The organism is Vibrio sp. 10N.261.54.A5, assembly GCF_041471145.1.
Classification (GTDB): Bacteria; Pseudomonadota; Gammaproteobacteria; order Enterobacterales; family Vibrionaceae; genus Vibrio; species Vibrio crassostreae_C.
Genome location: NZ_JBFRNU010000038.1, coordinates 24,111 through 46,726 on the forward strand (window position 1 = coordinate 24,111; position 22,616 = coordinate 46,726).

The following is a 22,616-nucleotide window of genomic DNA, read 5'->3' on the forward strand; positions in this document are numbered from 1 at the left end:
CAAAAAGCCCGTAACGATATTGCGCTGGAAAACGTCATATCGTTACGGGCTTTATCATCTGTGCTGCTGTTAAGCTAAGCCATGCGGCTTATGAAGCATTGACTCGATTAAGAGTTCGCTACTTTTACACGAATCGTGTTTTTGCCAAGCTTTGACAAGTTCAGCTTGTTTAGTGCCGCTTTAGCTTCTTCTTGCTCTGGCATTTCAACAAAAGCAAAGCCTTTTGAGTCGCCAGTTTCTTGGTCTAAAACTAGGCTGCACTCTTTTACTGAGCCAAACTCAGAAAATAGCACACGGATGTCTTGCTCAGATGTAGAGCGCGATAGGTTACGAACTAGAAGTTTCATAATAAACCTTGAATATGAATTTACGCCGAGCATTGTCGCACACTTTCATGCTCACCCTCACAAATAATTGTCTCGCGGCTCTATTTCCTTGTAGCTCTATCTAAGCACTAGCCGCGGTTTATCGTGATGTCTGATACGAAGCCATGCTCTGTGCTGGTCAACGCCTGTTGTAGCATCTGAGCGGCTTCTTGCGCGGTCATAAAGCTCGAGGTATCCATGTCTTTACCGCTTGTATTCCAAAACTCGGTCGCCATTCCTCCAGGGTAAACCGCCACGATTTTCATCGGGTGACCTTTTAGCTCCAACCTCACCGATTCGATAAAGCCTTTCACGGCCCATTTTGCCGCGCAGTAGGTGGACTCTTCCGCTTTAGCACCTTGGGCCGCCGTCGACATCACCACTGCAATGGTGACCGATTGATCTTTGTAGCGCTGCACAAGCTCGCGAATCAAAAAGATCGAAGACTCGATATTGTTCTTCAGCATGTCGCTGATGGTGGTTGGATCTTGCTGTTCTATTTTACCGAAGTAGCCACTGCCAGCACTGTGGATCACCAGTTTAGGCATTTCAGGTAACGCATCCAATAACTCACTCACTGAGTGCGGGTCACAGAGATCACACGCTTGGCTAATGGTATTCGCAGGTAGGCCTTGCGCTACTTCTGCTAAACGTTGTGCGTTGCGACCTGTAATGGCTACACGCTGAGCGTCTGTTGCAGTGTTAGCGTATTGTATCGCGAGCGCTGCGCCTAAACCGCTGCTTGATCCGGTAATTAAAATCATACTGTCTTAAGTTTGTAGAGTTGATTCGAGATAGTAAGGGGCTAGGCTAAGATTTTCTGAGATCTATGGCTAAAGTTGATCGATAGCCTGGTTGATAGGTTAATAGCTTGGGTGATCGGTCGAGCGGTAAGGCTGAGCTAAGAAAGTGGGGGAAAGCCGTTAAGAATCGACGGGTTTAGCAAGAAATAACAGCGTTAAAAAACAACGAACTAACAAGTAAAAGCGCCGGCATAGAGCCAGCGCTTTTGAGTAATCATAAGTGATTATTCGTCGTCGAACTGTTTGATCGTGAACGCGTCTTCGATTCGGTTAAGCTCTTCTTGTTCTTTCACTCGCTTCTCTTCTTGCAGAGTCGCTCTCGTTTCGTTGAAACGTTTTTTCTCTGACTTAGTCAGGAATTTTACAGCTTTTTTGTTGGTCAGTGCGTAAGCAACTACGTCTTCACCTTTTTCTCTGCGGTCGTTTACGCGTTGTGAGAAACGTTCATTGTCGCGAGCTTTACGCTCCGCTGAGGTCAACTTGCTCATGCTTTAAAGCCTTTTCAATTATTCATGGTAGGGAATCTACGCTTAGCGAAACAAATGGGGACTGCTTAGTGTCAGTCTAGTCCATTTGTATGCTGGTGGCGCATCTTAGCACAATGGCTTGAGCATGCAGGTATGCTATTCGAGGGATCAAACAAAACAGCCCACAATTTTCGTTGTGGGCTGTTTTGTTACGTACTGTAGATGTAGTCATCGTTTTAAAACTAAGAATCAGAAACGGCAGTTACATCAAATCTTCTCGATGTATAAGATGACCTCTCCGACTTTAAAGCCAAACTTAGACATCTCAGTCTTGTTGAACAAGCGTTTATCGTCCATTAAGAACATCCAATCATCGAGCACCACTTCATAGGTGCTGCCGTCTACTTCAATCTCTAAGTCATATTTCCAATACAGCGCAGAACCTTGGGTTTCACCATAAGCGGTTCCAACGACATCGTTGGCAGTCCCAGAATAGGTGTTTTCGCCCGTTTTGATTAGATTCCAAACGCGAGTTGAGCGCTCGCCATCAGCAAAAGAGAACCACTCTTTTATTTCTCCGTTGTCACCGTCCCAAGTCGCGATCAGTTTGGCATCAAAGCGGCGCAGTAAGTTACCAGAGCGGTCTAGCACCATGCCGTAGGCCATTAGCTCGCCATTAAAAAAGGTTTCAAGCTTGAGCTCTGGCGTAGTGTCGACATGGTCTTCTAAACTTGCAGAGCCACAGCCCACTAGCCAAGTGAGTGAAAAGAATGCCAGAGCAAATTTTATTATTGTTGTTTTTGGATTCATTTGTTCAAACCTAAAAGTTGTTTACGAAGACCGGGTTCAGAGGTGTTTTCAGACAACCAAATCGCTAGAAAGGCTTCACCAAATTGCTTGTCTTGGATGGTGCCGATCGGTTGTTCATCGAAATAAAAACGACTTACGTTATCTTCAGCGACACGAATCGTGAGTGTGCTTCCTTCTTCCACGTTCGGCCACATCGCGTACAAGGGTTTCAACCAACGTTGAATGTTGCTGTCAGAGTAGCCAAGCTTGTTCCACTGATCTTCGGTAGCGTCTACGAGGTCTTTGCTATCGATAGAGCGGTAATACTCAAGCTTCAAAGCTCGTTCGGAGTTGGTTGGAGTCGCGTAGAATTCTGCCGAGTAGAGAGTCCAAAACAGGTAACTCATTTCACCCTCACCACGTTTGTTCAGATCATCGACAGCAGAGGCTCTAGCGTGTCCGGCAAATAACAGCGCAGCAAAGATTAACGGGAGAGTAATAAAGCTTAGAAGTGTGTTTTTTGCTTGCTGATGAGCGCGAACAATACCTCGCTCAGGTTTGAACGTTTGTGTCGGGTTGCGTGGATAAGCCATAAGTCACCTCGTTATTGCCATTTTAGGTTGTATTAAGTTGGAGTAGGCGGCCACCAGTAAGGGCAACAAAATCCCCCAACTTATTGCAAGGGCAGCAACTACCGATGCATCTGGCCAAGTAGTAAGAAGAGCACCTGCTTTGATGCCTCCCCAATAACTACTAGTACCTGCTACGAACCCTATGACAAACAAGATCACTTTCGAGCATTTTAAAAGCCAATTTAGGCTGTGGTTAAAACTGATTAAGAACATGATCCACAGGCAGACAAGCCACACCGGGAACCACGATTGATTCGCAATTTCAAAGTCGACGGCAAACACGCCGAAGTGGAGTAAGAGGCTATCAAGCAATAGCCCCAATGGTAATAAAATGAGTATCTTCAAATCGCTACTGCGAGTCGGTGATAGAAGGAAGTGAACCACTACAATCAGTGGTGTGACGAACGGGGCTTGCGCGGTAAAGAAAGCACTGCAAACCCAGGTCGCTTGAAACAGTACGAGATTAATAATCCAAAACCGCTTCATCTTTTTCTCCAAAGTAACGAGGTTTTCTTGCGACTACATGGTGAGTGCTGATCACGCGCTCTTTGAATGCGCCTTCACAGTAGCAGAAGTAGAAGGTCCATAAGCGTTTAAACTCTTCTGAATAGCCGAGAGACTCTAGCTCTTCCCAACTATTTTCAAAGGCGATGTTCCAATCATTCAGCGTTCGAGCGTAGTGCAGGCCAATGTCATCAATTTCTTGAACCACAAGGTCGGTGCTGGTCGCAAGGTGTTGGGTCATCACTGAAACAGAAGGTAGGCAACCGCCGGGGAAGATGTACTTCTGAATAAAGTCGACACCTTTGCGGTATTTGTCGTAACGGCTGTCAGCAATAGTAATTGCTTGAATCAGCATCTTGCCTGAGGGCTTAAGTAGCGAGGAACATTTTTCAAAGAAGGTTTGTAGATACTCATGTCCGACCGCCTCTATCATCTCGATCGAAACCAACTTGTCATACTCACCAGTGAGATTGCGATAATCCTCTTTGAGCAGGGTGATTTTGTCGGTTAAACCAAGCGCTTTTACTCTCTGTTCAGCAAGTGCATGTTGGGCATCTGAGATCGTGGTAGTGGTGACGTGGCAACCGTAGTGTTGCGCCATGAAGATGGCTAAGCCGCCCCACCCTGTGCCTATCTCGACCACGCTATCTTTCTCAGACAGTTCTAGTCGCTCACAGATGGTTTTCATTTTGTTTTGTTGAGCCTTCGACAAGGTTTCTGCGTCTTCGCTGTAGATTGCGGAAGAGTACTGCATCGAGCTATCTAAGAAGCGCTCATACAGCTCGTTGCCAATATCGTAGTGGGCGAGAATATTTCGCTTAGAGCCTTGCTCGGTGTTGGCATTCTTACGGCGCAGCAATAGGTTTTTGATGCGAGAAATCCATTGTGTCTTGTCATCAAGCTCATCCAATTGGGCTTGGTTACGAGCCATGATTTGAATCACACGCGTTAGATTTGGGCTGGTCCATTTACCATCGATGTACGCTTCAGATGCGCCGATACTGCCGTTGATGACCACATCTCTAAAAAAGGTCGCATCATGAATCACGATTCGACCTTTCAAGTCTGCTTCTCGATCACCGAACACCGAATGCTGGTCGCGCTCAATGATCTCGAGCGTCGCGAATTGCAGGCTTTCTAACACCTTGAAGATTAAAGCTCGATATTTACAGTTGCTTGAAACAGCAACGGCTTTAGCTTGTTGTTCAATATTGTTGTTTTGTTTGGCAAGCTGTTCCATGTAAACCTCGCTGATAACTCATTCTAATATTTTGTGCCAACTAAGCTGAGTTCTGCTCCTTGATTGGAGCGAACCTAAGCTTCAATTGAGTTCTTTCATGTGCGCTTAAGACGTTGAGTCTGGATGCGCCACAAACGGTACTTTTTTCAGGAATAATTTGAGAGCCTGATAATAAATTCCCATCACGACTTTTATCGTCATCGCCGGAATCTTGAATACCGTTCGTCTAATGTTTGTCTTGGTTACTGACTGCTTCGTCAGAGCCAGTGTCGCATCGAAAAGCTTGTCGTCTCGGTGGCTTTCGATGTGAACTAACGTGCGTTTCGCTGGTGGCTTAATTTTCCAAAAATAAGTCATGTTCAAGTCCATGAATGGCGAAACGTGAAACTCTTTTTTTACCTTCAACTCTTGGTGCATGTCGATGAGATAGTAGTGTCTTTCTCGCCAAGGCGTGTTGCTCACCTCAGCCAACATGTACTTACAATCCCCTGTTTCGTCGTAACAGAAGAAACAGTTGATTGGGCTGAAGTAGATGCCTAAACAGCGGCACTGAGCCAGCATCGTCACACGGTTTGAATCAGACCAAACCCCACCAAGTTGTTGCACTTTGGAAGCTATACGTTGCTTAAGTGATTTTGGTTCATCCGTGGTGACATTTTCTTTTTTTTCAGCGAGATAATCCGATTCGACAAAGCGAATCGGGTTGTACCAACGAGTTCCGAACAGCGCACTGCGCGCTGTGGTTTGGGGAAGCTCATCAAGATCTAACCCCATCATATACAGCTGATAGCTGAACTCATGAGTGATGTCGCCAAAGCGGCGATGTCTGACGTTACCCCAATAGATACCGCTGAGCTCTTCACTCTTTTCGGATGCGATCCCCATCTCGGGTGTCAGGGTTTGACTGTTCATAGCGCGGAACTCGTACTCAAATCTAAACCGAAGCGTTTGGTCACATCGAGTGCACTGTGGACACCGTCTTCATGGAAGCCGTTATACCAATAAGCGCCAGCAAAGTGCGTCTGGTTTTTGCCACAGATTTGCTCACGCTTGTGCTGAGCTTCGACCGTATTCGAATTAAGTACCGGGTGATGATAAACAAAGCTGCGAATAATTTTTTCTGGGTCGATGGCTTCGCTTTGATTCAAGGTGACACAGAAGGTGTCTTGGCTTTCGATGCCTTGCAGAATGTTCATGTTGTACGTGACACAGGCAGGTCGTTTACTGTCGCCATCCAACATGTAGTTCCAGCTTGCCCAAGCCAGTTTTCTGTCTGGTAACAAGCGAGTATCGGTGTGCAGAACCACTTCATTGCGGCTGTATGGGATCTCGCCCAGTACCTGTTGCTCTTGTTCTGTTGCATCACCAAGCAAGCGTAAGGCTTGGTCTGAGTGGCAAGCAAAGATTACTTCGTCGAAACCTTGTGCGCTGCCATCTTCAAATTCAATCGTGACGCCTGTTTCTTGGCGAGTCACTTGTTTAATCGATGTATTCAGTGCAACAGTCTTACTTAGGCGTGAAAGGATGATTTCAACATAAGAACGCGATCCCTTTGGTATCACATACCACTGAGGACGGTTCGCGATATCGAGCAATCCATGGTTGTAGAAAAACTGAATGAAGAACTTGAGCTCAAACTCTTCCATTTCTTCCAAGCTTGTCGACCAAATCGCCGCGCCCATCGGTAGGATATAGTGCTGGCTGAAAAAGTCGGAAAATTGATTATCACGTAGGAAACTGCCAAGGGTAACGTCTGGTGTGAATTCATTGCTTTCAAACTGAGCCTTACACAGCTTGTTGAACTTGAGAATGTCAGACACTAAAGACCAGAACTGAGGTTTGAAGATGTTGCTCCTCTGCGCGAATAACGAATTAATGCTGTGGCCGTTGTATTCAAACTTGGTCGTCGTGTTGTGGACGCTGAAGCTCATCTCAGTCGGTTGCCTTTCGACATCGAGTTGTTCTAGAAGCTGATTGAAATTCGGGTAGGTTCGATCGTTGAATACGATGAAACCTGTATCTATCGAAAACGCCGAGCCTTGATGTTCAATATCAACGGTCGCGGTGTGCCCCCCAACGTAATCATTCTTTTCGAATACTGTTACGTCGTGGTGCTTATCTAATATATGCGCGCAAGTGAGTCCAGAGATACCTGAACCAATAATGGCGATTTTCTTCATTGTTATACCATCCTTGAAGCGAGTTTTTGCCAAACTGGAGTTGGGAGCATTCTTAGTAGCTTCATCAACATGATGAATCGTCTTGGGAAATCGATTTCACTCTTTCCTTGAGCGATACCATTTACGATTCGCTGAGTTGCGGCCTCACTACTAATAATCATAGGCATAGAGAACGTATTTCGCTCGGTTAATGGCGTTTCAACAAAGCCAGGGTGCACAATTGAGACATGAATGTTGTGCGTTGCCAGATCAACCGAAAGTGTTCTGCCTAAGTAGGTGAGGGCTGCCTTTGAAGCGCCATAAGCCTCGGCTCTTGGCAAAGGTAAAAAGCTGGCGCTGGAGCTGACTAAAACCAAACGGCCGCCGGGCTTGATGTTTTTTAACCAAGCTTTAAGGGCGTAGCCAATTGAAATTAGGTTTATGTTGATGACGCGCTCAAAAAGCTCGGCATCAAAATTCACTGGGTCGTCGATGTACTCACAATCACCCGCATTTAAAATCAGCAGATCGAGCGGCTTGTCTTGGTCGAGTTCTGGGAAGTTGTGGTAATCGGTTAAGTCGAAACAGAGCGGCGTAATGGATGAATGCGCGATGTCTGTCTCGTGAGAATCAACTAAGGCTTGCAGTTTGTCTTGATTACGGCCGCAAGCAATCACCTGATGCCCTTGTTGAGCGTAATCGATAGCGAGTGATTGGCCGATACCTGAGGTCGCGCCTGTGATCATAATACGCATTATTGGCTCGCTCTCTTTTTGATGGATTTGATCGCGCAGCCCAGAACTGGAATGTGTTCGTACAACATAGAGCCGACATCAAGATAGTCTCTGTGATAGACCACTTGACCGTCGAGCATCTTGAGGTGGCTGTGTCCTTGCACTTCGATCGGCTTTTGACCGTTCAGCTTCTTATGAGAAAATTGCATCGTCCAATACACCGAAGCTTCGTCGTTCACTTCGAAAGTGTGTTCGATATGGAAGTAACAGCTCGTAACCTGGGTGTAGAGGTTTTCGAAGTAGTGCGTAAGCGCCGAAATACCGCTGACATGATGCAGCGGATCTTGGAATTCAATATCAGGGTGATAAACCGTCTTAAGCACGTCGAAATTGTCGGTTCCGAGTTCTCGATACATGTTGAGAAAGTTATCAAGCCATAGAGAGTTATCCATAATATTCACTCTAATTATTTGAAGAAGGCTAAGGCTCTCAATCGTGCTTCTTTATGCTCAACGATGGGTTGCCAGTATTCGCTGTCTATTCCGTTTTTAGCGATAAAGTCATGTGGGAAATGTACATGCTTATCTGGGATATTTTGCAGCTCTGGTATGTACTTACGAATAAAAATTCCTTTTGGATCAAACTTTTCACTCTGAGTGATTGGATTGAAAATTCGGAAGTAAGGTTGAGCATCACAGCCAGTACTTGAAGCCCACTGCCAGCCACCATTGTTGGCACTAAAGTCTCCGTCGATAAGGTGCGACATAAAGAAACGCTCGCCCCAACGCCAGTCAATAAGCAGGTGCTTGGTTAGGAAGCTTGCCACCACCATTCTTAGTCTGTTGTGCATCCAGCCCGTTTCAACCAGTTGACGCATTGCGGCATCAACCAATGGATATCCTGTTTTTCCTTCGCACCAAGCTTTGAAGCTAGGATGATCGTGATACCAATCTAAACCATTGTATTTTTGCTGAAAGTTAGCACCTTTGACCAGTTTAGGGTGGTGGAACATCAAATGCTTATAAAAATCTCGCCAAATCAATTCATTGAGCCAACAAAAGGCCGGTAATTGCGTATCAAATAACAGATCGGGTTGCTGCTGAATCAATTGAATCGCTAACCAACGTGGGCTCACGGCGCCAATCGCTAAATAAGGTGATAGCCCCGATGTTCCTTTAACTGAGGGAATATCTCTCAGACGTGCGTAGTCGTTGACTTTATTGCCTAAGAAATTGGGGATCACATTGCCCAATACATCTTGGCTTAATGGCCAGCGACTCGAATCAACACGCGGAAAATCGAAATCATAGTCAGCAGAGATGGTTAAGGCTTGTAAGTCGTCAGGAAGCTGTGTTTGTGAACGTTCAGCTGACTCGACAGGAGCTGGACTGCAGATGATGCCTTTCACCTGAACTTCTTTTAACCAAGCGTTCTTAAAGGGCGTAAAGACTTTGAACATCTCGCCTTGTTTGTTGAGAACGCTACCGAGTGGCAGCATAACGTCACAATCGCTGATCTTCAGGTTTAGGCCGCTTGAAATCAGCTTTTTATCGCGAGCTTGTTCATCGACCTCTGGTTCAGAGTTAGCGTAGACGCACTTGGCATCAAGCTGCTGGCACAAATCGATGAGCTGTTTGGATTGGTCGTCAAAGTCGCTAGCTTTCAGGTGAAGCAACGTTATCCCGAATTCAGCGAGCTGGGAATCGAGTTGTTTTAGATGACGATAGATGAAATCAGCTTTGATCGGCGCAAGGTGGTGTTGCCGCCACGTTTGAGGCGTTGAAATGAAAACGGCGGTCGTTACGCCGTTTTCAACTGCCGCGACGAGCGCTGGGTTATCGTGAATCCGCAGGTCTCGTCGTATCCATAGTATGTCGCTCAATATCCGTATCTCAGTTTAAGTTCTTGAGGGTGCGGGTTTAGGTAAACCTGTGATTCTAGGTATTCGTTCGGGTATTCCATCAGGTAGTGATTGATCAGTGTCAGTGGCACTAGCAGTGGAACAACGCCCTCTCTGAATGATGCGATCTGGTTGGTCAGCTCTTGCTTGTGAGCGCTACTCAGTTGTTTTTTAAAGTAACCCTGCAAATGATGCAGCGTATTGGCGTGACTGCCTCGATTCGCGTGATGAGACAACGCCGTCATCAAGCCTTCGATGTATTGAGCCGCTAGTTCGTCGATATCTAAATCATTACCCGCTAGCAGTTTGCCTAAGCTTTTGTAACCCTCAACGTGGTGACACATGACTAGATATTTGTGGGCGCTGTGGAACTGAATCAGTTTGTGCTTGGTCACACCTTCATCCACAAGATCGAGCCATTTTTGGTAAGTGAACACTCGAGTCATGAAGTTTTCACGCAAAATGGGATCGTTAAGGCGGCCGTTTTCTTCAACGGGAAGTAACGGGTTGCCGTCCATAATTTGTTGGGTGAACATGCCTATGCCTGTCGATTCAGAGCCGCGACCATGGTGGTGGTACACCTTCACGCGCTCCATGCCGCAGGTTGGGCTTTTTTGACACACAATAAAGCCAGCAATGTGTTGGTTTTTCTTTGAGTAGTTTTGACCGAACTCGATCAGTTCGTTGGTCACATCACCTGAGCCATCAGGGCGAGAAACATGGATGATGTCATCTAGCATTCTTGTTTGACGAATGGTTGGACGAGGGGTTGGAAGACCAACAGCCATCTCTGGGCAAACAGGTTCCAATTCCACGTAGTCTGCTAGGTCGTCTGTACAAAAACGAGAGCGTTTATGACCTGTGTCGAAACGTACTTTATGTCCAGCAACACATGCACTGATACCGATTTTGATTTTCTTTTCCATTGGCCAACTCCTTTGCTCTTGCTCTGAGCTTTTTCTTATAGTTCAACATTGCTAATCGTATTTACAGAGCTGGGTGTGTTTTTACTTTGACACCGTAGTTGTTTTTATTCAGATGTATTGACGATATACAGGATAGCTTTATGCCATCCTGTATATTTATAGCCTGCAACTGGGTTAATAGATATATTTTCCAAGTGGATTGAATAGTTGGCTCACACCTTTTGTGAAGTAAAGCGCATCACTTGAAACGGTTAAACAGACACAACCTTCTTTTGTTGCCGGTTGATGAGTGTGATTGCCATCCAACCAGATGAAGTCACCTTTGTTGTAAACGCCCATTTCGTCTTCGAAACTGCCCTCTAGAAGAAGCGTGATCTCGAAGCCTTTGTGGGTGTGGCAAGGCACTTGTCCATCTTTGTCGATGTGCAACAAGCTGGTGTGGTGTGCTTCGTCAGCAAAATCGAGTCTTGCTCGTGAAATTTTGCCTAGGTTCATCCAGTCCTTTCTCGCTACTGAGTTTAGAGCGCGAGGGATTGTGAATGTCGTGTCAGCAACAGTTACTTTCTGAACCTCTGGAGTCACTTCAACAGACTGAGAAGTATCAGCTGTGATTTGCTCTATCGCGTCAAAATCAAAGTCCATGTCGTCCATTGAGAAGCTGTCTAGATCTTCATTTGAGAATACTGGCTCTGCGTCAAAAGCATTATTCGCTGCTACAGCTGTAAGCTGCTTGACTTGTTGTTGGCAATGTTCACACAGCTCTACATGGCTAGAAACAATCAAAGAAACTGAATCAGCCAACGTGCCATCGACGAAGTCTTTCAAGATTGCCGCGTTTGGGTGATGTTTAATCATGGTCTTGTTCCCCCATGTGAACTTTTAATTTGGCTAAAGCGAGTCTCAGACGTGATTTCACTGTTCCAAGTGGGACGCCAAGTTGCTGAGCGAGTTGCTCTTGAGAGAGCTCTTGAAAGTAAACGCCTTTGACGATGGTTTTCTGAGCGAGAGGCAACTTTTCTATTTGAGTCATTACGTGTCGGCTCATCAAATGGTCACCGAATGGCAAATCTTCGCTTTGAGACTCGGCTACCATCGCATCGATTGGCCAGATATCGTCGGCTATCGTTTGTTCGGCTTTCGCTTTCACTTTGCGTAACATGTCGAATGCTGCATTACGCATTACCGTGTAGACCCAAGTGGTCGCAGCGCCTTTATCTACATTGTAGAGATGTGCTTTCTTCCAAACATTAGTCATCGTGTCTTGAACTAGCTCGTTTGCAGCAGCTTCGCCACCCAACTTACTGATACCAAAACGCTTGATCTTAGGAGCGAAGAACTTGAACAAACAGGTGAACGCCTGCTTGTCTCGGTCTGTACCAACCAAAACCAGCCAGCTCGAGAGCTCTGTCGGTACTTTGTTGTCTGTAGGTACTTTGTTATCGGGAATAATGACATGCTCCTTGCCGTTCCCTGAACTTCTGCTTTCCACTTGCATAGTAACTAACCATCATGCGAATTTGATGGGCACTACGTGAAAGGAGAAAGTCGGGATCACTTTAATTTAAATTAATTTCTACTATACAAAATTATAGTGAAGAAAAGTGCTTATTGCCCCGTAATGATTTGATTCAAAAAAGGAACTAGAGACGGAAAACTGGCTGGCTCAGTAAATTCTGTTTTCTTTTCCAGTGGGATAGGCATCATTTCGAGCAATCGCGCACAGATCCATTGTGGGCTCTCAAAATCAGGAGTGGGATAGAGTGTTCTTATCGAATCGTGGTCGCGAAACAACTGAACCAAAAAAGCGGTAAACACGTTAGGCACTTTATATTCATCGGTAGGCCAGTGAGGCAACAAGCTGAACTTACTTTTAATCAGGTCATCATCGTCTCGAAACGACCCATGCAATTGCACCAACTTTTCGCCTTCGACATCAATTTCTAATATCTGGTCGTCCGACATATTGAAGTCGACGATGGTCACCTTTGTTCCCCAAGAGCTGAGATGATCAGAGTTAGATTTGTCTTGAGTGGCGATAATGAAACCATCGCCCTGCGCTGCGTGAGCGACCATCGCGAGATACTTTGGCTCAAAAATGCGCAGTCTTTGTCTGCCTCCCGGTAAAAGGAAGATGGGGAGGGGAAACACAGCGAGCTCCAGAGAAGACTCTACGGGTGTTTCTGGTTCGGCGTCTGTCCGCGTGGTCTTCCTAGGTGAATTCGGCACATAGTACTCCTTAGTTCAGATGTGATTCGAGAAGATATACGCGGGGAGGGTGGTGTTCGATCAATTCGCTTCGGCTTATGTTCGCAAAGGGATAGATATTTTGTTGCACCTGTTCATAAATTCATTGTTTTTACCTTTTCTCATACGCGTCATTAGGTAATATATGAACAAATAGTAAGCGAATGGGTAGTTGCCAGACGATGCTTCTATCTGACGTTCTTCTATACCTAACATCGCATCAAAGGAATGGTCATGATTGTTATTTATGGTATCAAAGAGTGCTTAAATCCAATTAAGTTGCAGCTCTCTAATGTGTTGCAGCAGTGCTTGAACAGTGAAATGGGTTTACCCGATGACAAGCGAGCACATCGGTTTGTGCCATTGGAACGAGATGACTTCTTTTACCCGGAAGGAAGAACAGAAGCCTATACCGTCATTGAGATAAATATGATGGAAGGTCGAGCGGTAAACACCAAAAAGCGCTTAATTAAGAAGATATTTTCTGAGATAGAGAAGCAGTTAGCTATCTCTCCAATTGATATTGAAATTTCCATTAAGGAACAGCCATCGCATTGCTGGGGATTTCGAGGGATGACCGGCGATGAAGCTCAAGATCTGAAGTACAAAGTGAACGTCTAGGGTTTAAGCTCTTAACTCTTAACTCTTAACTCTTAACACGTAAGACTTAAGCCAATCTATCGAGTGACGGCTTTGGAATTTGATGCCAAAGCCGTTTTCCTAGTTCTCGACACTAACCTTTAAGCATCTAAGCATCGTCACTCTTTTTTAAATACTGATGCCAATTTTCATTGATCACGTCAAAGTGCTCAACGCAGAACTCTTTTCTGTCTTTCAAATAGTCGTTTTCCACTTCATCGAGCAAGTTCTTATAGGCATCGGGATCGCTGCCATACACCAAGCATAACGTGGAGAAGTAACGCTGCAGGTCGAAACTGTGCTCGTCGATGTATTCCCCCAAGTCGTAATACTCTGGGCGGTCTTCTGACTCGAAAGCGAACATGTCTGCAGCGCTGATAGCAGCGTCGGCCCCATGCTCTACGTAGTTAAGCAGTAGCACGGTTGCTAGGTTATCAACCGCATCTTCTTCTTTACCCAATATGGCAATGTTCTGATCTTCGATATACGCATGCCCAGTCTCGTGTAGCAGGGTGTGCAGCAAGGTATCAATAGCGCCGGTTTGCGCAGATTTCCCATACTCTTTTTCGTATTGGTTCTTCTCAAAGTAATTGAGTGACTCAGCGTAAAAACTGTAAGGGATCAGTACTTGATGGGTTTGTGGATCGTAGAGTGGTCCTTCTTCCCCGCCATATTGAATGGTTAATGGCTTCTCAAACATGAAGAGTTGGTTTGATAGGTCGACCACGGTGTCATTAACGCCACTGCTTTGAATCTCTCGTTTGAGCTGCTCTTCTTCGGTATTTTGCGGTGTAGAGTACTCGACGATTAGGTTACTTTGGGTGGCTTGTTCACTAGATGCATAAGTTGTGGCAAACATTGCACTCAGGGCTAGGCTGCAGGTCAATGTTCGTTTCAATAATGTCATCGGCTATCCTTGTGATTACGTTGCGATTCAGAGTCGTGCTGGGGGTAACAACTCCAAGCTGTGTACCCTGATTTAGTTATTGCGTTAGAGTATAAGTTTAGACGGAATTTTGATGCATCGAGGACTGCAATTTTTGAAGTAGGCGCTATCCTATCAATGAATAATCCGCTTAGAGATTCGCCACAAAGAATAAGTAAGCTGAATGAGCGGTGTCGATGTGATTCGTTTCTATTGGTAATTAACAGATAAATTTCGGTTCAACACAACCCTTGTGCTATACTCCGCGCCCCAATCCGAATTGGCTTGTTTAATCTTAGGAAATTATTATGAGTGTTAAAAACGAACTTCAACAAATTAACAACCGTCTAGACAAGTGTCGCCACAAGTTAGATGCTGCTAAAACTCGTAATGATCGTCCTGTTGTTCGTCAGTTCGAGGAAGAGATTAAGAAGCTAACTAAGAAAATTGCCCAGCTTAAACACAAAGAAAGCTATGATGTGAACCAAGAGCGTAAGTCTCTGGTTGATATGCCATTTAGCCGTGAGATCACTAAGGCTGAGCAAGCGGATATGGGTAAACTTAAAAAGTCTGTTAAAGGACTCGTAATTGTTCACCCAATGACGAAGATCGGTAAAGAACTTCGCATTGAGGTTATGACTGGTTACGCACCGAAAAAATTCTAATTACCAGCGATGGTGATGAAAGAGGAGCTAGAAATAGCTCCTTTTTGCTTTTTTAGGTATTAAGAAAGCAGAGTCAGCGGCATAGATACTCACGCCGTTTTCAACTTTTAGGAGGTGATTGTTGTCACAAATCCTTTTATCTCCTATAAAAGTTAACGTGCTACTAACATGGTACTAAGCGATCGCAGTAATGTGTTCGCTTTTCGAATCCACACTTTCTCTCCAGTTTGTATAAATATAGGTAGAGCAGCACAAATAATTACAGATAAAACTAGACTCATTAGGGAAGATGAGAACGTAAAAAAATAGAGGTTATATGAATCAATTAATTTCAATTGGACCACTAGAATCCTTCCTAATCGCGATTAGTGTTTTGTTTCTAGGTCATTTCGTCAATGCAAAGCTTCCGATTCTCAAAAAGTACAACATTCCAGAGCCCATTGTCGGCGGCTTGATTGTCGCTTTTGCTATTACAGCCCTGCACTTTAACGGCCTTGATCTTGAGTTTTCCTTGCCCCTGCAGAACACGTTTATGTTGATGTTCTTTGCAACGGTCGGTCTTGCGGCGAACTACACGCAGCTGATAAAAGGTGGTGCTAAGGTATTCCTATTCTTAGGGGTAGCGTCGGTTTACATCATTATCCAAAACGGTGTAGGCGTAACCTTAGCTACGGCACTAGGCCTTGAACCCTTGATGGGTTTGATTGCTGGCTCTATCACCCTTTCGGGCGGTCACGGCACAGGCGCGGCTTGGTCTCAAACTTTTGCAGACACGTTTGGCATTGCAAATACGCTAGAAATCGCGATGGCTTCAGCGACCTTTGGTTTGATCATCGGTGGTATTATCGGTAGCCCAGTGGCGCAAAAGCTGATTGATAAAAACCAGCTTGAATCTGAGTACGGCACTGGCACGCAAACACATGAACGCTTCCCTGAACTTGTTACTTACAACGAGTATGAAGAAGACAAAGTGACGGCGAAGAAGGTGATTGAAGTGTTGTTCATCCTTCTTATCTGTATCACGGGTGCGAAGTACCTAGAGCAGTGGGTGGCGACTTTTGAAATTTCTTGGTTGATGATTCCTGACTTCGTTTACGCGTTGTTTATCGGTGTGTTCATCACTAACGTGTTTGAAGTGACTAAGCTGCATAAGACTGACAGCGAAACGGTCGATATTCTTGGTACGGTGTCATTGTCACTGTTCCTAGCAATGGCGCTAATGAGCCTTAAGCTTTGGAACATATTTGACCTTGCGATTCCGTTCTTGGTTATCCTGGCGGTTCAGGCGGTTGTGTTAGGTATCTTCTCTTACTTTGTGACGTTCAAAGTAATGGGTTCTAACTACGACGCAGCGGTTATGGCAGGTGGTCACTGTGGTTTCGGCCTAGGTGCAACACCAACAGCGGTAATGAACATGGGCTCTTTGGTGAACCGTTTTGGTCCTTCACCACAGGCGTTCATGGTGGTGCCAATTGTTGGTGCCTTCTTTATCGATATCGTTAACCTGATTATCCTTCAGGGTTACATCTCGTTTATCGGTTAATGTTCGCCTTTACTTAAACGCAATGTGCTTATCGCACTAAGATGAATACAAGAAAGCCAGTCTGTTGACTGGCTTTTTTTGTTCTTGTTTATCGAGGTTTTCTTGCCTGATACCCCTGCGGTTAGGGCTCTGTCACATCAATAACTAGTGCGTGTTGATCTTTCGAGCTGATTTTTGCAGTGAGTTGCAGGGTATTTATACAAGGCAGAGGCATCGATGTGTAGCTAGCCTACATGAGAAGCCGATAACGCAGTAGAAATGACCAGCAAACGCTGCCCGAAGGGTTCGAGCTGGGCGCCCCCGCAAAAAGCGTTTTACTCTTTGTTGAGGGAGGTTTGCTTAGAATGACTAGGCTACTTCTCCCTCACCGCGATTAAAACGCTTTTGACTAGGCGTCCCCATCCGAACAAAATTTAACCACGAAAGGTCAACACGCCCTAAAGTGTTGTAACGACTTCATCAAGAGCTAGGCGCGCTTTTGGTTTGCCGTAGTTGTAGTCTTCGCCGTCTTTGTGGTAGCCGATAGCTAGAGCTACATCAACAACGTGACCTTCTAGTTCGTCAGCAAACTCTTCGCTGATCATAGCTGCATCTACACCTTCCATAGGTGTTGAAGCGATACCTAGACGAGCTAGTGTGTGCAGTGTGTTACCTAGTGCGATGTAAACTTGAGACTTAGTCCAGTTACCGTTGAAACCTGTTTCGTCTGTGTTCATTTCTGCGAATGCGTAAGCACCTAAGAATTGCTCGTACATTTCAGCTGGTAAGTGACCAGAGCTTACTTCTGTATCAGCACGCTTCGCGAATTTCTCTTTAGTGTACTTAGGATCGTGAGCAAACAGGATCGTGTGTGACGCTTCTTTCGCATGTGGTTGGTTAAACTGGAACATGTTTTCGAAAGTATTGTGGAAGCGTTGTTTTGCTGCGTCACTCTCAATGATGATGAATTTCCAAGGCTGAGAGTTGATAGAAGAAGCTGACAAGCGAAGTGCTTCTTTGATTACTTCCATGTCTTCCGCAGAGATGCGCTTTTCTGCATCGTATTTTTTAGCTGTGTAACGAGTGTTTAGATCAGTAATGATTGGATGAGTCATGTTGAATCCTAATATCTATCAATAATAAATGTTGTAGGGTTTTATGTTCAGTTACGTCAACAATAAACGGATAACCAATTTAAACGAATCTCAATAGATTGAACGTCTAAATAGTTATCGAACATGCCCCAATAAATCGAGTATCTGCGGTAGCTCAAGTCGATGGGTGTAAGATAATAGAAGAATGACTCGGGAAAAATAGCGAACATATCAAATCACTATGGTTAATAATGTCCATAATGATTCAATAAGTGTGATCTTAATGGAGGTGGAATCTCTAGATTCAGTAGCTTAGTACGCTTTGATACCATATTGGCGCAATAATGGCGGAAGTACGCTGTCTAGGTTGGGGATATCTTCTGGCGTGATTTCGATTAAACCAAAACCATGCTCTTCATAGATTTTTCTCGTAGCTTCACGTTTATTTTCGGCGATTGGCGCAGAATCAGTTCCCCAGAACTGGATGTATACTTTGCCACTTGGTAGATAAAAATCGCTGATCACTTCTTTTGATATCGGAAGCGGACGCTCGTACGCATGGACCACTCCTGCCATATAAAGCCAGTTATCAATGATCAGCTCTCCCTTTGATCGAACATAATGCCCGTCTAAGCTTCGGTGCTTCGCCTCAAATTTCTGACGAAAACTGGAGAATGACACATCGGTCGAGTGGCTTTCAGCATCATGCCCTAGGAATTCAACAACAGACTGCTTTAAACGTTTATTGCGAACCAATGAGTCGTGCCATACCACGAATAAGTTTTGAGTCGCTTTGTCTTCTCTTTGTTCACCTCCGGCTTTTAAGCCTGTAGAGGTGACATGCCAACCGTCTTCTTCTTTTGTTATCCAACCAAGCTCGTTGAGCAGTAAGTTGATTTTCTTTGCGCTGAGTTGAAAGGCACTGCCAAGCTGGGTGGCGGTGAGTGTTTTTCCTGAGAATGAGTCCAAATCGATAAGCAGTTTCTCTGGCCAGACAATAAAGACACCAAACTTCTTGTGTTCGACATATTCCCCACCAAAGCTTTCTCCCCGTTCTGTGAGAATCCAACGCTCTTGTGAGCGCACGATATAACCCGCTGTTTTTAGATCGCTAAATAAAGTTTTAGCTTCTATGCCTTTTTGTTTAGCGAGTGCGGATGTGGAAATTTTGTCTGACATAGTCTTTTCTCAAATAGCAGAGTGATCCGCTGATGGGTTTTGGTGAGATACATGATGTGATAGCACAGGCGAGTACCATATCACATCTACTAATGCCAACTGCTGCTCACTGGTCTATGTTTTTAGTAGAAAGTCATGTCTGATTTTGATTTTGTGGGAAATGTGGTTCTTTCTGTAATTAAATTACATGATTAGCGATTCTGCTCATCTGGGTGCATATTTTCTATACGTGACACGATGTTCTTTTATACGGTTTATATAGATCTTAGATGCTATATTTTATTAAGTGTGATTTTGATCACTATTTATTTTTAAGTATTACAAGATAAAGCGTGATCTAGATCTTGTGTTAATGATATTTATTCTCATTAATTTGGCTTTGTAATTTTAATTCATGGTATTTTTGTGATCTAAAGTGCTCTTGTTAACCCTAAAGTGTTTTTCGTGTGTGATGGTTGTCACGAAAGTTGGGCTAAGGTGCATTTTAGAAATGTTGTGATACATTTTAATCGACTTTTGAGTACACACTTTCGGTCATTTGACCAACCAATACATTACGGGGTTCTACCTATGTTATCACCAGAAGCAAAGATTAAGGTTCAAAACTTTGGTCGTTTCTTATCCAATATGGTAATGCCAAACATCGGCGCATTTATTGCGTGGGGTTTCATTACTGCACTATTCATCCCAACCGGTTGGTGGCCTAACGAAACGTTAGCATCAATGGTTGGCCCTATGATTACATACCTATTGCCACTATTGATTGGTTACACCGGTGGTAAAATGGTTGGTGGTGACCGCGGTGCGGTAGTAGGTGCCATCACGACAATGGGTGTTATCGTTGGTACTGATATCCCAATGTTCATGGGTGCAATGATTGTGGGTCCACTAGGTGGTATCGCAATTAAAAAATTCGATGAAGCTGTTCACGGTAAAGTGAAGAGTGGTTTCGAAATGCTAGTGAATAACTTCTCTGCGGGTATCATCGGCATGATCTGTGCGATCATCGCGTTCATCGTGATTGGTCCTGCGGTTAAGATTCTATCTGGCGGACTTGCTGCTGGCGTAAACGCAATGGTAGAAGCAGGTGCATTACCTCTAGCATCTATTTTTGTTGAACCTGCGAAAATTCTATTCCTAAATAACGCAATCAACCACGGTATCTTCTCTCCACTAGGTATCCAGCAATCTGAAGAGATTGGTCGTTCAATCTTCTTCTTAATCGAAGCAAACCCAGGTCCTGGTTTTGGTCTTCTACTTGCTTACATGGTGTTTGGTAAAGGTAGCGCGAAGCAATCTGCTGCTGGTGCATCTATCATCCACTTCCTAGGTGGTATCCACGAAATTTACTTCCCTTACGTTCTAATGAACCCACGTCTAATTCTTGCGGTAATCGCAGGTGGTATGGCGGGTGTATTCACTAACGTAGTGTTCGATTCTGGCCTTATCTCTCCAGCATCTCCAGGTTCTATCTTCGCAGTCTTACTGATGACGCCAAAAGGCTCTTACATCGGCGTGATTCTATCGGTTATCGCAGCAACGGCAGTATCGTTTGTTGTAGCGTCAATCCTCCTTAAAACATCAGCGCAAGATGATGAGGAAGATTCACTAGAGAAAGCTTCTGCACAAATGAAAGACATGAAAGCGTCTTCTAAAGGTGCAGCATCAGAAGCAAACGTAAACCTAGCGGATGTAAAAGCAGTTTATGTAGCGTGTGATGCGGGTATGGGTTCAAGTGCAATGGGTGCGGGTCTACTACGTAAGAAAGTAGCAACAGCTGGCCTAGACATTGAAGTGACCAACTACGCAATCAACAACCTACCGGCTGATTCGCAAATCGTTATTACGCATAAAGACCTAACAGACCGTGCTCGTAGCACTGTGCCAGGTGCGATGCATATGTCTCTAAGCAACTTCCTAGACGGCGGTGTATACGACCAACTAGTTGCTGAACTTGTCGATGCTCAAAGTGGTGAAGCGAAAGTAGAAGCTCCGGCGCCTGCAGCAGCTCCAGCGCAAGAAGGCAACAAGCTTGCACTCACTGACGACAGCATCTTCCTTGGCCTTAAAGCGACTCAAAAAGAAGACGCAATCAAGTTTGCTGGTGAACAATTAGTAAAACTTGGCAACGTATCACCAGAATACGTAGATGGCATGTTTGCTCGTGAAGAGCTTGTGTCTACTTACCTAGGTGAGTCTATCGCAGTACCACACGGCACAATCGAAGCGAAACAGTACGTACAAAAAACCGGCATCGTTTTCTGTCAGTACCCTGAAGGTATTCAGTGGGGCGAAGATGAAGATGATATCGCGAAGATGGTTATCGGTATTGCCGCACAAGGCGATGAGCACAACATGGTGCTGATGGCTATTACCAATTCACTCGATGATGAAGAAGCTGTGGAATGCCTACAGAACACAACAAACCCTGCTGATGTTCTACGTATTCTCAACGGAAACTAAAAAGCTCTAGTCAAGCTCCTGAGTGAAGGAGGCCGGTATCCCCCTACTGGCCTCATTTTCGGTCTTAATCTTTCTAACAAGATTCAGTCTGAATAGCTTACTGCTTAATGCCTAGGGCACATCGTCAAGGCATGTTGTTGAGCAGTTAGCTATCTAGATTCAAATATTTATAAGGTCAAAATTATGAAAGCGTTACATTTTGGTGCAGGTAATATCGGTCGTGGTTTCATTGGTAAGCTTCTTTCTGATGCTGGTATGAAGGTTACGTTTGCTGACGTAAATGAAACGGTTGTAAATGCGTTAATTGAACGCCAAGAATACCCAGTTAAGATTGTTGGCGAAGAGTGTGTTGTCGAAGTTGTTAAGAACGTGACAGCAGTAAACTCAGCGACAAGCGCAGTAGTAGATTGCATTGCTGAGTCTGATCTTGTGACGACTGCAGTGGGCCCTACGGTTCTTAAAATCATCTCTAAGTCTATCGCTCAAGGCATTGAAAAGCGTGCAGCAGCAAACAACACTGCACCAATGAACATCATCGCGGCAGAGAACATGGTTCGCGGTACTAGCCAATTAAAAGCAGCCGTGTTAGAGCACCTTTCTGATGAAATGAAAGCGTTCACTGAAGAGCACATTGGCTTTGTTGATTCTGCGGTTGACCGTATTGTTCCACCGGCAGAAGCGGGCGAAACAGATCCTCTAGCGGTAACGGTTGAAACGTTCAGCGAGTGGATCGTAGATCAAACACAATTCAAAGGTGAGATTCCAAACATCCCAGGAATGGAATGCACTGATAACCTAATGGCTTTCGTTGAGCGTAAACTGTTCACGCTAAACACAGGTCACTTGGTAACGGCATACCTTGGTGTGCTTGCAGGTCATGAGACTATTAAAGACTCTATCGAAGATGACGTAATCCGCGCTGAAGTAACAGCGACGATGGAAGAGAGTGGTGCGGTTCTGATTAAGCGTTACGGCTTTGATCCAGAAGCACACGCTGCCTACATCCAAAAGATTCTAGGTCGTTTTGCTAACCCGTTCCTACGTGATGAAGTAGACCGCGTTGGTCGTCAGCCAATTCGTAAACTGAGCCCGCAAGACCGCCTAGTTAAGCCTCTAAACGGTACATTAGAGTACGGCCTACCGAATGCTCACCTAGTAAAAGCAATCGCTGCTGCGTTCCATTACAAGAACGAAGACGACCCACAAGCGGTTGAACTTCAAGCAATGTTCGCAGAAAAAGGCTTTGCTGAGACATTAGCGCATTATTCTGAGCTGAATAGTGACTCAGAAGTTGTTAAACTAGCGGAAGAAGCTTATCTAGCATTGAAATGATAAACCATCAAAGTGCCACACCAGTGGCACTTTC

Annotated in this window: 24 protein-coding genes; 5 read left to right on the plus strand and 19 right to left on the minus strand. The window is 44.9% G+C overall.

What is annotated here, in order from left to right:
* Positions 1-107 precede the first annotated feature (107 nt).
* From AB4329_RS12125 to AB4329_RS12200, 16 genes are all read right to left on the minus strand, one after another.
* A complete protein-coding gene (locus AB4329_RS12125; protein WP_017061273.1) occupies positions 108-347 on the minus strand; it encodes an RNA-binding protein in 240 nt (79 codons plus the stop codon).
* A 107-nt stretch (positions 348-454) separates the two neighbouring features.
* Complete coding sequence (locus tag AB4329_RS12130; protein ID WP_171732644.1) at positions 455-1,129, minus strand: SDR family NAD(P)-dependent oxidoreductase; 675 nt, start codon at positions 1,127-1,129, stop codon at positions 455-457.
* 263 nt (positions 1,130-1,392) lie between these two features.
* On the minus strand, positions 1,393-1,656 hold the full coding sequence (locus AB4329_RS12135) for a hypothetical protein (RefSeq protein WP_017061275.1): 264 nt from the start codon (positions 1,654-1,656) through the stop codon (positions 1,393-1,395).
* A gap of 246 nt (positions 1,657-1,902) precedes the next feature.
* The gene (locus tag AB4329_RS12140; RefSeq protein WP_017061276.1) at positions 1,903-2,445 is read right to left on the minus strand and encodes a DUF3833 domain-containing protein; all 543 of its coding nucleotides are present in this window, start codon (positions 2,443-2,445) and stop codon (positions 1,903-1,905) included.
* The gene (locus tag AB4329_RS12145) at positions 2,442-3,017 is read right to left on the minus strand and encodes a chalcone isomerase family protein (protein WP_017061277.1); all 576 of its coding nucleotides are present in this window, start codon (positions 3,015-3,017) and stop codon (positions 2,442-2,444) included. The genes AB4329_RS12140 and AB4329_RS12145 overlap by 4 nt, the downstream gene beginning before the upstream one ends.
* Before the next feature lie 3 nt (positions 3,018-3,020).
* Positions 3,021-3,542, minus strand: coding sequence for a DUF2878 domain-containing protein (locus AB4329_RS12150; RefSeq protein ID WP_102320402.1), 522 nt, complete (start codon positions 3,540-3,542; stop codon positions 3,021-3,023).
* Positions 3,520-4,800, minus strand: a complete 1,281-nt coding sequence (locus AB4329_RS12155) for a cyclopropane-fatty-acyl-phospholipid synthase family protein (RefSeq protein ID WP_017061279.1) — start codon at positions 4,798-4,800, stop codon at positions 3,520-3,522. Before AB4329_RS12155 ends, AB4329_RS12150 begins: the two co-directional genes overlap by 23 nt.
* Positions 4,801-4,905: 105 nt before the next feature.
* On the minus strand, positions 4,906-5,712 hold the full coding sequence (locus tag AB4329_RS12160; protein ID WP_372138427.1) for a DUF1365 domain-containing protein: 807 nt from the start codon (positions 5,710-5,712) through the stop codon (positions 4,906-4,908).
* Positions 5,709-6,980: an NAD(P)/FAD-dependent oxidoreductase gene (locus tag AB4329_RS12165; RefSeq protein ID WP_102428126.1), complete on the minus strand. Its 1,272-nt coding sequence runs from the start codon at positions 6,978-6,980 to the stop codon at positions 5,709-5,711. The genes AB4329_RS12160 and AB4329_RS12165 overlap by 4 nt, the downstream gene beginning before the upstream one ends.
* A 2-nt stretch (positions 6,981-6,982) precedes the next feature.
* Positions 6,983-7,714: an SDR family NAD(P)-dependent oxidoreductase gene (locus AB4329_RS12170; protein WP_372138428.1), complete on the minus strand. Its 732-nt coding sequence runs from the start codon at positions 7,712-7,714 to the stop codon at positions 6,983-6,985.
* A complete protein-coding gene (locus AB4329_RS12175; protein WP_017111324.1) occupies positions 7,714-8,145 on the minus strand; it encodes a nuclear transport factor 2 family protein in 432 nt (143 codons plus the stop codon). Before AB4329_RS12175 ends, AB4329_RS12170 begins: the two co-directional genes overlap by 1 nt.
* 14 nt (positions 8,146-8,159) lie before the next feature.
* Entirely contained in the window at positions 8,160-9,575 is a 1,416-nt protein-coding gene (gene phrB / locus AB4329_RS12180) for a deoxyribodipyrimidine photo-lyase (RefSeq protein WP_065583940.1), read from the minus strand.
* Positions 9,572-10,519 carry a DUF523 and DUF1722 domain-containing protein gene (locus AB4329_RS12185; RefSeq protein WP_017060965.1) on the minus strand — a complete coding sequence of 316 codons (948 nt, stop codon included), beginning with the start codon at positions 10,517-10,519 and terminating at the stop codon, positions 9,572-9,574. Before AB4329_RS12185 ends, phrB begins: the two co-directional genes overlap by 4 nt.
* Positions 10,520-10,693: 174 nt before the next feature.
* Positions 10,694-11,374, minus strand: coding sequence for a ChrR family anti-sigma-E factor (locus tag AB4329_RS12190; protein ID WP_017060966.1), 681 nt, complete (start codon positions 11,372-11,374; stop codon positions 10,694-10,696).
* Positions 11,367-12,014 (minus strand): sigma-70 family RNA polymerase sigma factor, encoded by a 648-nt coding sequence (locus tag AB4329_RS12195; protein ID WP_017060967.1) that lies wholly within the window; start codon positions 12,012-12,014, stop codon positions 11,367-11,369. The genes AB4329_RS12190 and AB4329_RS12195 overlap by 8 nt, the downstream gene beginning before the upstream one ends.
* 110 nt (positions 12,015-12,124) lie before the next feature.
* Positions 12,125-12,745: an LON peptidase substrate-binding domain-containing protein gene (locus AB4329_RS12200; RefSeq protein ID WP_017065084.1), complete on the minus strand. Its 621-nt coding sequence runs from the start codon at positions 12,743-12,745 to the stop codon at positions 12,125-12,127.
* Between the two features lie 252 nt (positions 12,746-12,997).
* Here AB4329_RS12200 and AB4329_RS12205 point away from each other — a divergent pair, with 252 nt between their 5' ends.
* The gene (locus AB4329_RS12205; RefSeq protein ID WP_017072356.1) at positions 12,998-13,384 is read left to right on the plus strand and encodes a tautomerase family protein; all 387 of its coding nucleotides are present in this window, start codon (positions 12,998-13,000) and stop codon (positions 13,382-13,384) included.
* 127 nt (positions 13,385-13,511) lie between these two features.
* Here the strand turns inward: AB4329_RS12205 and AB4329_RS12210 are convergent, their stop codons facing one another.
* Complete coding sequence (locus AB4329_RS12210) at positions 13,512-14,309, minus strand: DUF4344 domain-containing metallopeptidase (protein WP_017060970.1); 798 nt, start codon at positions 14,307-14,309, stop codon at positions 13,512-13,514.
* A 326-nt stretch (positions 14,310-14,635) separates the two neighbouring features.
* On the opposite strand from AB4329_RS12210, the gene AB4329_RS12215 reads away from it, so the two are divergent.
* Together AB4329_RS12215 and gltS are read left to right on the plus strand one after the other, a co-directional pair.
* Positions 14,636-14,992, plus strand: coding sequence for a YibL family ribosome-associated protein (locus AB4329_RS12215; protein WP_017060971.1), 357 nt, complete (start codon positions 14,636-14,638; stop codon positions 14,990-14,992).
* A gap of 316 nt (positions 14,993-15,308) precedes the next feature.
* Positions 15,309-16,535: a sodium/glutamate symporter gene (gltS, locus tag AB4329_RS12220; protein WP_017060972.1), complete on the plus strand. Its 1,227-nt coding sequence runs from the start codon at positions 15,309-15,311 to the stop codon at positions 16,533-16,535.
* 437 nt (positions 16,536-16,972) lie between these two features.
* On the opposite strand, the gene AB4329_RS12225 is transcribed toward gltS, so the two are convergent.
* Together AB4329_RS12225 and AB4329_RS12230 are read right to left on the minus strand one after the other, a co-directional pair.
* Positions 16,973-17,629, minus strand: a complete 657-nt coding sequence (locus tag AB4329_RS12225; RefSeq protein WP_017061511.1) for an NAD(P)H-dependent oxidoreductase — start codon at positions 17,627-17,629, stop codon at positions 16,973-16,975.
* A 291-nt stretch (positions 17,630-17,920) separates the two neighbouring features.
* Entirely contained in the window at positions 17,921-18,787 is an 867-nt protein-coding gene (locus AB4329_RS12230; RefSeq protein WP_017061512.1) for a hypothetical protein, read from the minus strand.
* Positions 18,788-19,357: 570 nt separating this feature from the next.
* Between AB4329_RS12230 and AB4329_RS12235 the strand changes: the two genes are divergently transcribed.
* Positions 19,358-21,250: a PTS mannitol transporter subunit IICBA gene (locus tag AB4329_RS12235; protein ID WP_017061513.1), complete on the plus strand. Its 1,893-nt coding sequence runs from the start codon at positions 19,358-19,360 to the stop codon at positions 21,248-21,250.
* Between the two features lie 183 nt (positions 21,251-21,433).
* Positions 21,434-22,582: a mannitol-1-phosphate 5-dehydrogenase gene (locus AB4329_RS12240; protein ID WP_009846102.1), complete on the plus strand. Its 1,149-nt coding sequence runs from the start codon at positions 21,434-21,436 to the stop codon at positions 22,580-22,582.
* The last annotated feature ends 34 nt before the right edge of the window (positions 22,583-22,616 follow it).